14 protein-coding genes are annotated in these 15899 nt (G+C 40.2%); 5 read left to right on the top strand and 9 right to left on the bottom strand.

Going from position 1 to position 15899, the window contains the following annotated elements; translation table 11 throughout:
- Positions 1-163 precede the first annotated feature (163 nt).
- A complete protein-coding gene (gene pflB / locus DKG80_RS09045) occupies positions 164-2494 on the bottom strand; it encodes a formate C-acetyltransferase (RefSeq protein WP_394342226.1) in 2331 nt (776 codons plus the stop codon).
- A 209-nt stretch (positions 2495-2703) separates the two neighbouring features.
- Between pflB and DKG80_RS09035 the strand changes: the two genes are divergently transcribed.
- On the top strand, positions 2704-3990 hold the full coding sequence (locus tag DKG80_RS09035) for an L-lactate MFS transporter (RefSeq protein ID WP_109831010.1): 1287 nt from the start codon (positions 2704-2706) through the stop codon (positions 3988-3990).
- Between the two features lie 191 nt (positions 3991-4181).
- Positions 4182-4976 (top strand): SGNH/GDSL hydrolase family protein, encoded by a 795-nt coding sequence (locus DKG80_RS09030; protein ID WP_109831009.1) that lies wholly within the window; start codon positions 4182-4184, stop codon positions 4974-4976.
- Positions 4977-4979: 3 nt separating this feature from the next.
- Here the strand turns inward: DKG80_RS09030 and corA are convergent, their stop codons facing one another.
- Complete coding sequence (gene corA, locus DKG80_RS09025) at positions 4980-5951, bottom strand: magnesium/cobalt transporter CorA (RefSeq protein ID WP_109831008.1); 972 nt, start codon at positions 5949-5951, stop codon at positions 4980-4982.
- A 258-nt stretch (positions 5952-6209) separates the two neighbouring features.
- Here corA and DKG80_RS09020 point away from each other — a divergent pair, with 258 nt between their 5' ends.
- On the top strand, positions 6210-7613 hold the full coding sequence (locus tag DKG80_RS09020) for an Ig-like domain-containing protein (RefSeq protein ID WP_109831007.1): 1404 nt from the start codon (positions 6210-6212) through the stop codon (positions 7611-7613).
- Between the two features lie 19 nt (positions 7614-7632).
- Here the strand turns inward: DKG80_RS09020 and DKG80_RS09015 are convergent, their stop codons facing one another.
- The 4 genes from DKG80_RS09015 to DKG80_RS09000 form a co-directional block, all read right to left on the bottom strand.
- A complete protein-coding gene (locus tag DKG80_RS09015; RefSeq protein ID WP_109831006.1) occupies positions 7633-8400 on the bottom strand; it encodes a type III pantothenate kinase in 768 nt (255 codons plus the stop codon).
- 4 nt (positions 8401-8404) lie between these two features.
- Positions 8405-9436, bottom strand: coding sequence for a zinc-binding dehydrogenase (locus tag DKG80_RS09010; protein ID WP_109831005.1), 1032 nt, complete (start codon positions 9434-9436; stop codon positions 8405-8407).
- Positions 9437-9688: 252 nt separating this feature from the next.
- Positions 9689-9982: a type II toxin-antitoxin system RelE/ParE family toxin gene (locus DKG80_RS09005; protein ID WP_109831004.1), complete on the bottom strand. Its 294-nt coding sequence runs from the start codon at positions 9980-9982 to the stop codon at positions 9689-9691.
- Complete coding sequence (locus tag DKG80_RS09000; RefSeq protein ID WP_109831151.1) at positions 9982-10221, bottom strand: hypothetical protein; 240 nt, start codon at positions 10219-10221, stop codon at positions 9982-9984. The genes DKG80_RS09005 and DKG80_RS09000 overlap by 1 nt, the downstream gene beginning before the upstream one ends.
- 720 nt (positions 10222-10941) lie before the next feature.
- Between DKG80_RS09000 and DKG80_RS08995 the strand changes: the two genes are divergently transcribed.
- Complete coding sequence (locus DKG80_RS08995; RefSeq protein ID WP_109831003.1) at positions 10942-11613, top strand: metallophosphoesterase; 672 nt, start codon at positions 10942-10944, stop codon at positions 11611-11613.
- Positions 11614-11653: 40 nt separating this feature from the next.
- On the opposite strand, the gene DKG80_RS08990 is transcribed toward DKG80_RS08995, so the two are convergent.
- On the bottom strand, positions 11654-12457 hold the full coding sequence (locus tag DKG80_RS08990; protein ID WP_109831002.1) for a hypothetical protein: 804 nt from the start codon (positions 12455-12457) through the stop codon (positions 11654-11656).
- A gap of 172 nt (positions 12458-12629) precedes the next feature.
- Between DKG80_RS08990 and DKG80_RS08985 the strand changes: the two genes are divergently transcribed.
- On the top strand, positions 12630-14312 hold the full coding sequence (locus DKG80_RS08985) for a hypothetical protein (RefSeq protein ID WP_109831001.1): 1683 nt from the start codon (positions 12630-12632) through the stop codon (positions 14310-14312).
- 60 nt (positions 14313-14372) lie between these two features.
- On the opposite strand, the gene DKG80_RS08980 is transcribed toward DKG80_RS08985, so the two are convergent.
- Both DKG80_RS08980 and DKG80_RS08975 read right to left on the bottom strand, forming a co-directional pair.
- Positions 14373-14777 (bottom strand): GNAT family N-acetyltransferase, encoded by a 405-nt coding sequence (locus DKG80_RS08980; protein WP_109831000.1) that lies wholly within the window; start codon positions 14775-14777, stop codon positions 14373-14375.
- A 179-nt stretch (positions 14778-14956) separates the two neighbouring features.
- Positions 14957-15877 (bottom strand): formylglycine-generating enzyme family protein, encoded by a 921-nt coding sequence (locus DKG80_RS08975; RefSeq protein WP_109830999.1) that lies wholly within the window; start codon positions 15875-15877, stop codon positions 14957-14959.
- Positions 15878-15899: the final 22 nt, after the last annotated feature.

The raw sequence follows: 15899 nt of genomic DNA, 5'->3' as shown, positions 1-15899 counted from the left end.
TAGTGATCTTGCTTTGGTCTATAAGTTTTTATCGATGGACTTTCGACTAATTACTAGGTAATTAAAAAAGGCTGACAAGCCGTCCGCTCACCAGCCCTTGATTACTACTGATATTAATTTGAAATCGCTTTTGGTACAGAAAAGCGACTAGGAATTTTCTACATCACATCTTGTCAAAGAAGCTTCTAGAAATAACTTCTAACTGCTGGTCTCTGGTCAGTCTTACAAAGTTCACAGCATAGCCTGAAACTCGGATGGTCAACTGTGGATATTCCTCTGGATGCTCCATTGCTTTGTAAAGTGTCTCTCGACTTAGCACATTGACATTCAAGTGATGTGCTCCTCTAGTGAAGTATCCATCCATGACTGCCGTTAAGTTATTGACACGAGTCTGATCATCGTTTCCGAGTGTTTTTGGTATCAGAGACATTGTATTTGAGATACCATCCTGCGCAGATTCATATTTCAACTTAGCCACAGAGTTCAGAGAAGCAATCGCACCGTGAGTATCACGTCCGTGCATAGGGTTAGCTCCTGGTGCAAATGCTACGCCTTTAGCTCTACCATCTGGAGTAGCACCCGTTTTCTTACCGTATGACACATTAGATGTGATGGTCAATACTGACATGGTTGGTTCAGCATTTTTATAAGTAGGATACTCTGCTAACTGGTCATTGAAATGAGAAGTGATACCAGTAGCTAATTCATCTACTCGATCGTCATCATTTCCATAGCATGGGAACTCCCCTTCTATCTTAAAGTCTACAGCCAATCCATCTTCATTTCGTATTGGAGTCACTTTAGCATGCTTGATGGCAGATAGTGAATCTGCTACAATAGACAGCCCTGCTATGCCATAGGCAACGTTGATTTTGGGATCTGTATCTACCAGCGCCAACTGAGCTCTTTCATAGTAGTATTTATCATGCATGAAATGAATGATATTCATCGAGTCTACGTACACTCTTGCAATTTCCTTCATTGCTATTTTGAAGTTGCCCATGACTTCTTCGAAATCCAAGACTTCGTTTTTCAACGCAGGAATACCTGCTACAACTTCAGTACCTGTGTTTTCACATTTACCCGCATTGATGGCTAACAGCAGAGTCTTAGCCAGATTGCATCTCGCTCCGAAGAATTGTATTTGCTTACCTATTTCCTGATAAGATACACAGCAAGCGATACCATAGTCATCTGATCCACGAACTTTTCTCATTAGATCATCATTCTCATACTGAATAGAAGAAGTGTCGACCGAGACCTTAGCACAAAACTTCTTAAATCCTTCGGGTAAGCTTGGTGACCAAAGAACCGTCAAGTTTGGCTCTGGAGATGGCCCTAAGTTGTATAAAGTCTGTAAGTATCTGAATGAAGTTTTGGTGACTTTGTGTCCTCCACAGTGATCCATTCCGCCTATGGCTTCAGTCACCCAAGTAGGATCACCAGCGAATATCTCTTCATAAGCAGCCATTCTCAAGTGACGAACCATTCTTAGTTTCATCACTAGCTGATCAATGTACTCTTGAGCCTCAGACTCTGTAATAATACCAGCTTTGATATCTCTCTCGATGTAAATATCCAAGAAAGTCGAAGTATTACCTAGAGACATGGCAGCACCATCTTGCTCCTTTACTGCGGCTAAGTAAGCCATGTATACCCACTGCACGGCCTCTCTGGCGTTTGCAGCAGGACGCTTTAGATCAAGACCATATCGCTCACCAAGATTGATCATTTCTTTTAGTGCGATAATTTGATCAGAGATTTCTTCTCTTAGGCGAATCTTGTAATCGTCCATAGGGCTATCCATGTTTTCAAGATCAGCCTTCTTAAACTCGATCAATTTATCCGCACCATACAGCGCTAATCTTCTATAGTCTCCAATGATTCTACCTCTGGCATAGTTATCAGGAAGTCCTGTAAGAAAACCTAATGATCTGTATTTTCTAATCTCAGAAGTATAAGCTGAGAAGACTCCATCGTTGTGAGATTTAGTATATTGGAATATCTCTTTCACCTTAGGATCTAGCTCTATTCCGTGTTCATTACATGCTTTCTCTACTACTCTCGGTCCTCCGTATGGTTTAATTGCTCTTTTCAGCAATTCGTCTGTTTGTAGACCTACAATTTTTTCATGTGGTTCGCTGATGTAGCCAGCAGCATGTGAGTTGATTCGTGATATAGTGGATGGATCGATGGACCTTACACCATTGTTGGCCAATTCTTCTTTAACGGCCTGCTTACAGATGTCAAAAAGAAGCTCAGTGTCTTCAGTGGCTGGTTGAAGAAACGATGCGTCCCCGTCATATGGAGTCATGTTCTTCATTACAAAATCTCTAACGTCTATGGTGTCATTCCAAACACCTGCGACGAAAGGTTCTACGTCGTTTTCAATATCAGTAATCATGTTGTCAAATAATTTTGATTTCTGATTGCAAATTCGTCTAGCATCACGACGATCTGTAGGACGGGTATCATAGTGAATCATGATTGGCATCATTCTCACTTTTATGGTTTTACGAGTCTTTTGGGATCGGAATGAGAACTGCTTCGACAATGATTCAAAAAGAGATCATAGCGAAGGAGGCACGACTAACGCAAGCTGTAATTTGGACACTTCGACACTAGCAGATTGCCAGATTGTACTCGCTGATGACGCCAGTTTTTCTGAACTCAATCAATCATTAAATATCAAACCATACTGATATGAATAAAATAAAAAACCGTTGGCTCATCGCCGCATCGGCAGTCGGCATTCACATGTCTATCGGAGCAGTTTATGCATATAGCGTACTGAAAAAGCCCCTTTTGGAAGAAGTAGGCTGGGAGTTCAAAGAGACGGCATGGGCATTTAGCATTGCTATATTATTCTTGGGATTGTCGGCAGCCTTTTTGGGACGTAAAGTCGAAAGAATGGGACCTAGAAAAAGTGGTATGCTTTCGGCATCATTCTATGGTACAGGTCTACTCATAGCAGGATTAGCTGTGATGCTACAAAATGTCTATGTATTCTATCTTGGGTATGGTGTAATCGGCGGTATTGGTCTCGGAGTCGGCTATATCTGTCCAGTTTCTACATTAGTAAAATGGTTCCCCGACAGACGAGGATTGGCGACAGGACTTGCTATCATGGGATTCGGTTTTGGTGCACTGATAGCTAGTAGTATTATCCAATATCTGATTAGCACAGTTGGTATTTCGTCAATGTTCTTGGTACTAGGAATATCTTACTTTATAATCATGATGAGTTCTGCACAATACCTTTCTCCACCTCCAGAAGGCTGGGTTCCTAAGGGCTTTGAAGAGAATGGTACAGATAGCGGTAAAAAGAAGATCAAAACTGATCTGGCTCAGTTAACTTCTATCGAGGCACTGAGAACGCCAAGGTTCTATTTCCTATGGACTATGCTGTTCATCAATATTACTTGTGGTATAGCTGTGATCTCTGTAGCCTCCCCACTATCGCAAGAAATCGCTGGATTGACACCTATGGCAGCAGCAGCGATGGTAGGTGCAATGGGATTATTTAATGGACTAGGCCGAATCGGCTGGGCAAGTTTCTCTGATGTCATAGGACGCCCCATGACTTATACAGCCTTCTTTGTGATCCAAATTATTCTATTCTTCTTGCTTCCTCAGACCACCAATGCCTTGGCATTCCAAGCCATCGTATTCTTGATATTGACATGCTATGGAGGTGGTTTTTCTTCGATTCCAGCTTATATAGGTGACGTCTTTGGTACTAAAAACTTATCAGCAATTCATGGTAATATTTTGACCGCTTGGGCTGCTGCTGGATTGGTAGGACCTCAATTGGCTGCATATGCTAGAGAGGCATCAGGTAGCTATGCTGGTACACTATACATATTTGCTGGACTGTTTGTAATTGCTTTGGCAGTATCCGTGGTCATCCAGTTCAATATCAAGGCGATCAAGAAACAAAATGAATCAGGAAAAATCACTACTGGGACCCCAAAGCTGGCGGTCAGCTAAAGAAACATTCATACTTATTGCATAGGGCTTAATAACAATTGTGAATTAAAGTAGCGCTCATTCGTCGTTGATGAATGGGCGTTTTTGTTTTTAGCTTCCTTAACCAAGTAGTGCTGTGAAGCATACTCTAATTCCCTAATTGGCAATCTATTATTGACAACCCAACAATAGCGATACCCGTCCTATTAATCATGAGTGATGAATTGATATACAGACTATCTTCAAATCTTCTAGCCTTTTGCGTACTTGCCGTGATGATAGGGTGTGACTCTGATGTTGACTCCTCACCTGTCGGTACTTCTACTTATACCGATACTAGCATACAGACGGAACCTGATACAGACGAAGAACGCGAAACCAGTGATGACGACAATGCTAATCCAGAGAGTAATGAAATCACTACCTATTTAGCACTGGGAGATTCTTACACAATAGGTGAAGGAGTAATTGAATCTGAAAGGTGGCCAATCCAACTTACCTCTGATCTAGAAATCAAGCTGAATACAACGATCAAAACCAAGATACTGGCTCAAACTGGTTGGACAACAAGCGATCTCATTTTTGCAATGAATCAAGAACAAGACCTCTCCGATACGACTTTCACTTATGTATCACTTCTCATTGGTGTCAATAATCAGTTTCAAGGCTTATCCTTCTCTCTGATGGAGGATGAGTTTCAGGAGCTTCTTGATAGAGCTATTACGCTAAGTGGAAATAATAAAGATAATGTATTCGTGCTGTCGATACCCGACTATGGCGTCACTAGCTTGGGACAATCATTTGGAGGATCTACTATTACCTCTGAGTTAATGACTTATAATAATCATATCAAAGAAACTTGCTCTTCCAATGGAATTGAATTTGTGAATATTACTACGGTATCAAATATTATGTCTGATGACCAATTCACAAGTGATGGGTTACATCCTAATGGATATGTATATGGACTTTGGGTAGATGAAGTTCTTGAGACTGTCCCTTTCTAGCTTTTACATCCAACCTTTTTTCTTCAACACTGCATATATAGCTATAGCTGTCACGGACATAGTAGCTAGAATGGTAAAGTATCCATATCTCCAATGAAGCTCTGGCATCTCGTCGAAATTCATTCCATATACTCCTGCGATAAATGTGACAGGGATAAAAATGGCTGAAAGAATCGTCAGTGCTTTCATGATTTGATTCATTTCATTGTTTTGATTGGTATTGTGCATGTCCATCAAGTCTCGCAACATGTCTCGTGAAGTATCACAAAAGGATAGAATGTACTTCACAGAGTCTTCTAAATCATGCAAGTATGGCTGATTTTTAGCTGGTAAAAACTGCTTTCCTTCTGCCTTCATGGTATTGATGGCCTCCCATAGGGGTATGGTAATTCTTCTAATGAGGTTGACATCGCGTTTGACAGAGATAACTTCTTTCATGACATCAAAGGATGTATTCTGTAGCAAACGGTCTTCCATATCGTCTATTGTAGACCTTAGCTTTTCGCATATTCTGGTATAGTTGGAAATAACAGCATTGAGGATTTGATAAAAGAGATAATCTACTGCATTTCCCCTGATTAGACCTCTGGCATATCTTATTCTATTTCTTAGTTCATCGAATACATCTCCTGGTAGTCCTTCTTGAAATGTAATTAACACGTGCTCTCCTAATACGATACTAATCTTCTCTTCGACTATCTTTCCTTCATCGGCCTGAGTGAGCATGTTGGCGGAAAAGAATACATAGTTTTTGAACAACTCGAATTTTGGTAACTGCTCGACGGAAAGTATATCTTCAAGTATCAAAGGGTGGATTCCGTAATTTTCAGTGAGTGCTTTGACCACCTCATTATCAAAACCTTCAATATCCACCCAAGACACTTGTGGATTCTGTGTTAGGTCTTTGATTTCATCTGGCGAAATATGATCTTGAAAACTGTATTCCTTAGAGTCGTATTGTGTTAAAGTAATCATTCGTGTAGTTTATGATTCTATAGCTCCGAAATCACCTTCTTTTTTGAAAGCTCTGCAAGATAACTGTAAAGCCCAAATCAAAGTATAATTGATTTTTCAATTCCATCCTGAGACTCTCTTTAAAAAACATCTAAGCAAGGTATTTTTTGAATTCAAAAATCAAATACACCCTATTAATAATAGATAATCTTCCTGCTCATATACCTACTCTTATCTTGATTTACAGTCTAATCCACTTCAGAACTAAGACTAATAATCATGATACGATTTTCATCTACTCTATTATCGTTTGTCCTGCTTCTTTTCAATTTTCAAACTCTCTCTCAAGACACTCCGGGTATTGAATATGGGGATCGATTTATAGTATTTGATGCTGACATTACGCTTTCTGACCTTGGCAGCGACGAGAATCACCCTTGGGTGCTTAGAAAAAAAGATGACTCTAAATATTATGCGGGTAAGGAAATCGAACCTGTCGGTGGTGATTACCTAGAATTTACTGGGAACAACATGAATAGTGGGCCAGCTAAATCACCTCTACAGTATACCTTCACATGTCATCAAACAGGAGACTATCGTTTGGCCATGAGGATGTACCAGCCTCTATCTGACAAGGAGCATGATGATAAACGAAATGATGTTTGGGTAAGACTTGAAGGAAACTATACCTCTGCTTGTGCATACACAAAGGAGGTACTAGAACAGGATAGGAAGTTTTGGGGACGAGGTGTACGAGAATGGGGCACTTGTTATTACTTGGAATCGAATATTGGTGAACAGAAACATGTCAAAACCCAAGTGATTTATCACTTGACTAAGGGTGAACAATATACATTTACCATGTCTGGTCGAGCTCAAGGTACAAGCATCGATTATATCATTTTATTTGATCCTCAATTGGACTTGAAGGCTAATAATGAAGATCTTGCCAAAGTCAATCCCCCGCTATACAGGCCTGGAGGCATAGTAAAATACGCTCAACTTGTTGGTAAAATCAAAATCAACAAAAGTGCTACTTTCTTGAGCAAAATAGGTGAAAGCAAGTCACTCGACTTTGAAGTTATTCCTTCTACTGCTAAGAATAAATCGTTGACTTGGAAATCGAGTAATGAAGATGTGGTCAAAGTGAATAAGAAGGGAAAAATTACTGGGGTATCGAATGGCAAAGCAACCATAACTGCGACTTCTGTAGAAAACAATTCCATTCAAGCTTCGACTCTGGTGGAGGTAGGAAAATACATCGAAACCTTTGATGACTTTCAATCTATCGATATGTCCAGTAAAGTATATTCTGGTGACAACGGATTTGCGTGGATATTGCAGGCAAAAGAGGCTTCTCAAATAAATGGCAATGGTGCTATTCTATTCAATAAAGGCATCACTGGACTTCAGGCTTCTCAAATCCCTAATGGAATCAAGAGCTTTAATGTCAAAGTCAAGAACCTATGGAATCCTAAGATAGAGCGAGAAATTCAACTATTGATCAATGGAGAAGTAGTAGGAGCTATCAAGAAAACTTCTAATGAAACTTATGTATTCTCAGTAGACGACATCAATGTAGAGGGCAACTTTGATTTAGCTATAAAGAATGTCAGCACATCAGAAGCCAAAAGTGGCTTGGTAATCTTGGATGATTTGACTTGGACTCCTTACAATGAATAAGCCTCGGCTGCTGAAAATCTTACCTAAGCTTTTCAGCAGCCACTAGCAGTCCATTCAGAGTCAAATGAACATCGATTTCATCAAATACATCGTGCAGTGGTTCGAAGACAAACGACAGCCCACCAGTAGCAATTACTTTAGGTGGATGAGCATGATGCTTCTTTGTTTCATTGACCATATGTCTGACCAATCCTACATACCCTTGCATGATACCAGATTGCATGGCACTGATCGTATCTGTGCCTACTACGCTATTTGGAATCTCAAGCGGTATCTCTGGAAGCTTGGCAGTATTAGCGGACAACGATTTCATAGCTGTCCTTACACCGGGAGCGATGGCTACGCCCATCATATTTCCTTGATCATTAATGCTTGTAAATGTTAGTGCCGTACCAAAATCCACTACTATTGTGTTTTGACCAAAACGATCAAACGCTCCCACCGCATTACAAACCAAATCCGATCCTATTTGATATGGGTTGATAACATCTCCCAAAGCTAGCTTTTCGATATTCTCTGGATGGATGACAACTACTGAAAGCCCGACAAGGCTCTCAAAAACATTTTGGATAATCTGAGTTAAATCTGGCACTACACTACTCAAAGCGATGGATTCTACCGACTCGATCTCAAAAGCATTTTCAAGAAAAAGATTCTTTACTATTTCATTGAAAGCTGCCTCTGGACGATTTCTTTGAGAAGGCGTACGCCAGTGATGAATCCAAGATTCTCCATCATAGACACCTATGACGATGTCGGTATTACCAATGTCTATTCCTATTCTCATCGCCTTACTTCGCAGCGTGTTCAGTCTTGACCACTACTTTACCTACCGACTGCCCTGTTTGGAATATTTTGATGGCGTCGTGCATCTGATCAAATTCATAGGTCTGCCCTACATAAGGTTTACCCAAATCCAGCTTAGCCATTTCTTGAAGCATCTCAGCCATCACATCTACTTTTTCATACAACCAAATCAGGTTAAATCCCATCACAGAGCGGTTTTCTTGGATCATCTGCTGTGGGTCTAATTTAGGTCTGGTCAAAAACTTCCAAAGCAATTTCAAAACATTTGGCTTCTTTCCTGGAGATGCAAATTGTGACGCTCCTACAACTACCATTCTACCTTGTGGTGCCAATTGATCATATCCTGCTTTGAAGATTTTACCTCCTATGGTCTCTACGATCAGATTCAGCTCACGATCTCCTAAGGCATCTTTCAAATCCTCTCCAAATTTATCACTGCGGACGATCTTGGCGTCGAATCCTTCTCTCTCTAGTACTTCCAATTTACGCTCACTACCTACTGTGCCAATGGTAAAAGCACCGTAATTTTTGGCGATTCTATTGGCCAAAATACCCACTCCTCCTGCACCACTATGGATCAGTACATTGGATCCTTTTTGCATAGCTCCTAAATATACCAATGCGTAGTAAGCTGTCATTCCCTGCACTAGAAATGAAGCGCCTTCTTCATAAGTCCAACTGTCGGGTAGAGCTACGACATGTGGCTCATCAATATTGACATAGTCTGCATAGCCTCCGAATCTAGTGACTGCCATCACTCTATCTCCTACTTTGAACTTAGAGACATCCTCTCCTACAGCAGCTACTTCACCTGCAAACTCTAATCCGGGCACAAAACTTCCCTTGGGAGTAGCTGAATAGAGGCCATGAATAGCAAAAACATCCGCGAAGTTGAGCCCAATAGCATGAACTTTGACTTGTATATTGTTCCCTTCTGGAGTTAAAATTTCTTCTTGGACGATTTTGAGATCTTCTGTAGACCCCGCCTTATTCATTCGATACGCTTTACGCTGCATAGTTATTCAGATTTTAGGCTGCAAAGATGGGAAATAACCTCTGAATCCAAGAATTGAATGCTGTGGTTTCAATGAGACAATTAATACATAGGACTTACGGAAAGAAAAAAACAGAGCTAACAAGTTTTTTCTTCTTTACCGCACTCCTTACAGCACGTAAAGCCCGAGGGACAAACTCGAACTAGCGATTGCTTTACACAGTATGTTCTTACTAGCTGGTATTATTAGGATATCTTCATGGTTTTCGAGTGACTATTTACTTTCCAAAACTTCTGGGGACTGCCTTGTACTTACTATGTCTACTACACTGATAGTATCTCCTTTTTGTTTATAGAGAACTTTATAATGACGAACTACTATTCTTCGATACTTGGGGTTGATCTCATCTAACTGATATTGTTTACTAAAATGAATCGTTTTAGGACTTTGAAGTAAATCTGATTTTATGTTTTTCGCTACTTGTAAGGACTTCTCTTTATAATAATTGTAGATGTCTTTTAAAGCTAATTTGGCTTGATCCGCCCAAACGATTTTGAACTTATCCATTACCAATTTTCTGACTCTCGCTCTAGGTCTTCTTGTGTAGTATATGACCCTGAAGACAACTGCTTTTCTGCCTCTTCTAGGCGATCATTATACATTTGTTTAGTCAATGGCTTACCTGATACTGTATAGCCAACTATCATTTCTTGGTCTAATATCTGATCTATTTTTTCGATTAATGATTCTTTAGTTACATTCATTATTTTTTGCATCAAATCCCATTTCGCTGTTTGTAAACTCATAATGACTACCATTTTATCCGAATTCAAAGATAGCGATTTAACTACTTTTTTGATTCACTAACGTTGCAATGGCCTTTTTAAATAACTTTCTGCTAGTATGTTGTAGCAGCTAATTCCTTAGTCACGCATTGCCTTATCGCTAAACGCGCCATTGAAGCAAACTGATGGAAAGAAAAAAACCGATCAACAAGTTTTTTCTTCTTCACCGCACTCCTTACAGCACGTAAAGCCCGAGGGACAATTTCGACCTGCCATTGCTTTACACAGTATGTTCTGACTAGCTAGGGAAGTCAACCCAAAGCAGGACTAAATCCTAGCCTGTCTACTGCACATAGGATTATGTACATCCTTGTAAAGTACAATTAGGATTAACGAGTAAGAATGTAAACTCATATTAGTATTAGTGTAAAACCTGTCAACTTTTTTCAGGCCCCCTCACCATAAATAATCTCCTCCGCGGCGGAGGAAGGTTTTTACTGGTGACAAAAGCTCGCTCCGCAGCGGAGGAAGCTTTTTACGCGTGACAGAAGCATGCTCCGCGGCGGAGGAAGCTTTTTACGCCAAACAAAACGTTGCTCCGCGGCGGAGGAACGTTTTTACGCTGAACAATTGGTCGCTCCGCTGCGGAGGAGGTTATTTCACATTTCATCTGATCAATTATCTATTTGATTCTTTACACTTCATTGTACTTTTGCGATTACACAGTATTTAGAAAAATTTATGTCTAGACAATTAGCTATTTGTGATGTGCATGGCTGCACAAAGTCTTTTCGCCGCTTAGTCGAAGAAGTGATGCAACTTCAATCTGATGATACGCTCTACCTTTTGGGAGACTATGTGGATCGTGGACCTGATTCCAAGGGTACAATCGACTATATCGAAGAGCTTCGTCGTCATTTCAATATCAAAGCTCTCATGGGCAATCATGATCTAATGATGCTAGAGGCTCTTGAGAACAAGAGTAAATATGATCACTGGTTTAAAAATGGAGGAAAAGAATCCTTAGCCAGTTTTGGTACTGATGACATTAATAAAATCCCTGATTCCTATTGGGAATTCTTCAAATCCCTAGATCTATTCTACGAAACGGAAAACGCATTCTTGGTACATGCAGGGTTTAACTTCGACATACCGTTCAGAGAAGACGAAACTGCAATGCTATGGACGAGGGATGAACATGTAGATCTACAACAGACCAATGGCAAAAAAGTCATTCATGGTCATACTCCCAAGCAAGTAATGCAGATCATTGATGATATCAGACTCGACCTTGACAATATCTGTATAGATGCTGGATGCGTATTTGATGTGAAAGGTGGTGTATCTATGGGACACCTCACCTGCCTTGATCTTGAGACTATGAAATTAGAATATATAGAGAGGGTTGACTAACTCTCTCTTCTCTCCGAAGTCAATTATAGCATTACGTATACTATAGCTTTTTTCGAGAGAATGCATAGGTTAGACCAAAGCCATAATAAGTATCAGTATCCGTTTCGAAAAGAGCTCCTCTATGCTGATTATTGAAAGAGAATGTGAACTTGTCATAAGTAAGTAACCATCTCGAACCAGCAGTAATTGATCCTCCAGTACCTCCTCCTAATATTACTGCCCAGGCTATTCCTACTTTGTCAAATTGTAAAACCATTTCTGAAGTGAACCCAATATTATAATTATACCCCCTAGGGTTTAAATCAGTTTCGAACTCAAAATAGATCTCATCATCATCAGTTACGAGTTGACCATTTTCAGGATAATCTACTACATCCTTTCTAAACTGGTTATACTTTCCATTTTCGTAAAGAGCGGTCATCTTAACTCCAATTATCCTCCACTCAAACATCCCTGCGGGGATGTTAACAGCAAATTCACCTGTAAGTCCTCCTCCTAAAAAGTACTTGTGCCCTCCTGGAACTTGATTTCGCGATATTGCATCGATACTCCCTCCATGAAGGAATCCACCTCCAGCGATCTTATACCATCTATGATTTTCTGCCAGATGATAAGTCATCGACCCCATCTGCTGCGACTTGAATTTGTTTGAGACGGGTTGCTGAGAGTGATTATACTTCCCTGTGATATATTGAACTCTTTCCTTCTCCCCTTCTTTATCAACTGGTTTTTGGAGGACATCAGTATCATGTGAAAAGTTACCTACTCCATAATGGGTACTAACACAGCTACTAAAAAATATTATAATGAATACAGACAGTAAGGCAATTATTTGTCTCAACATCGGTTAATCTAAAGTAGGTTTCACAATGACTAAAGTCGCAATAATGAAACATAATGCTTCATTATAAAAATTATGATTCTGTTTTTTTATGAGGGTAATATAATATTTTCGGGTCTTTACACTGAATCTGTATTTTATCCTTAAACAAACGGTATTGAACTAAACTAGTACTATGAAAAAGATATGTGTGCTGCTTTCATTATTGACAGTAACAGGACTAAATCATCTGCAAGCTCAAGATACAGTAGAAGAAGATCCCTTCGCTGATTACTCTTATCTCTGGGAGAAACCTGAAAAGAAAAAGAAGAAAAAGAAAAAGTCTAAAACTGAGCCTGTTGCTATTGATAGCTTGGTGAGTGAGGCTGGTGCTGATTCTACTCAATTTGAAACTATCACTGAGTCGGTAGCTGATAGTTTGACTCAGGACATGGCTACATTAGCGGCTGATCAGGCTGCTCAAGATTCTCTTAATCAAATCGCTAAAGATGAAAAGCGTGCCGAACGCCAAGAGAAAGTGAGTGGCAAAAAGGATCCAGAGGACTTTAGAGCTGGTCTTCCTCCGCTTAATTCTAGTGGCTCTATCAACGGTGGCGTCACTTACTCTACTATCGATGGCAAAGCTTATGTAGGTATGAATATCGCTCCTGAGTTCAGCATAGGCAAAGTAGGTGTCGGCTTGGATGTACCTATTCTTTATGGACTCGATGACAACAAAGTCCGAACAGAAATGTTCACCGACGGAGTGGGTGTCTTAAGGGTCATAAGATATGTGAGATACGGTCAACAGAAAATCGACCCAGTATATGTCAAAGTAGGAGAGCTCACAGGTCTATCTATTGGCTATGGAGGCCTAGTCAATAATTACTCCAATAGCACCAGCTATGAGAAAAGGAAAATAGGTCTTCATTATGATGTTAATTACAAAGGCTGGGGAGGTATAGAAGGTATGTATTCTGATTTTGATGCATCGTCTATGAACTTGTTGGCGATTAGACCTTATGTCAAACCTCTCAGATGGCTTCCTACTCCCATCATACGTACACTCGAAGTAGGTGCTACATACATTCAAGATAGAGATCAAACTACTCTACCTGGCAGTTCTTCAGATGATCCGCAGAAATATGTTTTGACTAAAGATGGTGTCGGAGCTTTAGGTTTTGACGCTGGCATGACTCTTTTCAGAATACCTTTCATGCAGGTAGATTTATTTGCGAACTATTCCATGTTGAACCTTGAAACCCAAGCGTTAGAAGAAACTTTGAGTTTAGTTAGTGTCGATGATTCTTCATTCCCTTCTCCTAATGAATTCAAGAAAGGAACAGGCGCCAGTGTAGGCATGAACTTTAGATTTCATTTCATTGCAGATCTACTAAGTACAGATGTACGAATCGAAAGGCTAACTTATAGTGACTTCTACATGCCTCAGTTTTTCGATGCATCCTATGAACTCAACAAGGACAATAAGATTTTGACTTCTACTTTAGCCGAAAAACAACAAGGTATCTATGGAAGTTTGACAGGGCATATCCTCAAAATCGTAAGCCTAGGGGGAAGCTTGATGTTACCTGATGACATCAGCGAATCTTCACCGGCGACAGTAACTCTTCATGCTGACGTGGATAGACTTGCTAACAAGTTTTCTATCCATGCTAACTATTTCAAGGGTGGATTGACAGATTTAAATGATGCTTTCAAGCTTGATGATAATTCACTGGCTAAAGTGAGGTTTGCTTACCACATGAACAAGTTTATGGTCATGGGAGTAGATTACTTCTGGACATTTACTCCTACTGATGATGGGTACAAAGCTACGAGATATGTATCTCCATTCTTCGGAGTGAGTATCCCTCTTTAAGCCTTAGCTTAAACTACAAAGTACAGTAACTAGGTCACTTGAAGCAACCTAGTTACTGTACTATATTTTCTCCATGACTACATAACCAATTCCTCCTTTTTCAAAGGTTTCTTCGGTCTCCTGCATCCCAAATCTTTTGTAGTATTCAGTTTTATCTACTCTGGCATTACACCAGACTCTACGTACATTTCTGCTCTCAGCCATCTCAAAAACATAATTCAACAGTTCTGTTCCAAAGCCCTGACCTTGGCACTCTACTAAAGTGGCAAACTTTCTGAATTGCATTTCATTGCCGACAAAGAACAATGAAATAATAGATACCAACTTAGACTCTCGAAACAATCCAAAGTGTTCTCCTATTTGATCATTCGGCACCTTGACATAGTCAAATGGCTTATCTGACCACATGACCTTGTGACGAATGGGCCAAGTCTCTTCTGGTGAAATGCCTTGTATACTATTCATGATTAGTGATTGACAAGAAAAGTCTTGAAGGCTTTAGCTATTATTCAAGATTACAATAGCTAAAGCTGGACAAGAATTTTCCTTAATTAGGGCTTATTGAGAAACTCACCCATGCTCAAAATAAAAGATTTCTCTACTTTCTTGAGTCTGAGAATTATCCCAATAGATTAACCTCTTGACTAAAGGGCACATCTAAACCCTGTATTAAACAAAGAAGTATCGTCTGAGTTTTGAGCTCTGAAAGTAGTCGTGAAACTTAGATCCCTAGCTTGATCGAACATAAATGAACCTCCTCTGGTGCTTTTCACATTCTGCTGAGCTGGTGGTGAAGCTGTATTTCCAGGATATGGTTCAAACACGTTGGCACACCACTGCCAAACATTACCTCCCATATCGGTTAGACCTGAGGGGTGTTTTCCAAATGCACCTACTGGTGAGGTTCTCAAGTAACCATCCAATGCCTCTGGATTCGGCCCCGGCTCTCCTTGATAGGTATTTGCCATATAAGTTCCTCCCATGATCACTTCATCTCCCCAAGCATATTTGCCCGTCTGTTTGCCTCCATTCTTGGCGGCGTACTCCCATTCAAATTCTGTTGGCAACCTCTTTCCTACCCACTTTGCGTATGCCATAGCATCATTCCATGAAACGTGAGTTACGGGGTGATTATCTTCTGCTTTGGGCTGATCTGGGCCTAAAGGGAATTCCCAAGTCGTACCCTTGAGCAACTGCCAATTACCAATTTGAAAATCAAAGACTCCTGAGTCACCATACTTCTCCGCATCGGTCTTGTGACCAGTCGCTTGAATGAACTTTCTGAATTGTGCCACTGTCACTAAGTTGATATCCAAGTAGAATGGAGCTATTTCCATTTCGAACATAGGAGACTCTAGTGGTTGTCCGTTATCAGATCCAATAGTGATTTTTCCTCCTTCAAAGTAAACCATGCCAGACTTGTCTACTTCTGTGTTGAGAGCTTTGTCTACGGTCTTAGTAGTTACTTCTTTTTGTTCTTTTACCTCTGGCTTTTTATCAGCCTGCTTCTTTCCTGAGCAAGCAACAAGCAATAGGAATATGCCTGCATAGATGGTGTTTTTCATAGTCTTATATTTTGGAGATGCT

Source organism: Reichenbachiella versicolor (assembly GCF_003171675.1).
Taxonomy (GTDB): domain Bacteria; phylum Bacteroidota; class Bacteroidia; order Cytophagales; family Cyclobacteriaceae; genus Reichenbachiella; species Reichenbachiella versicolor.
Note: the sequence above shows the minus strand (reverse complement) of the source record. Positions and strands in the feature narration are given on the sequence as shown.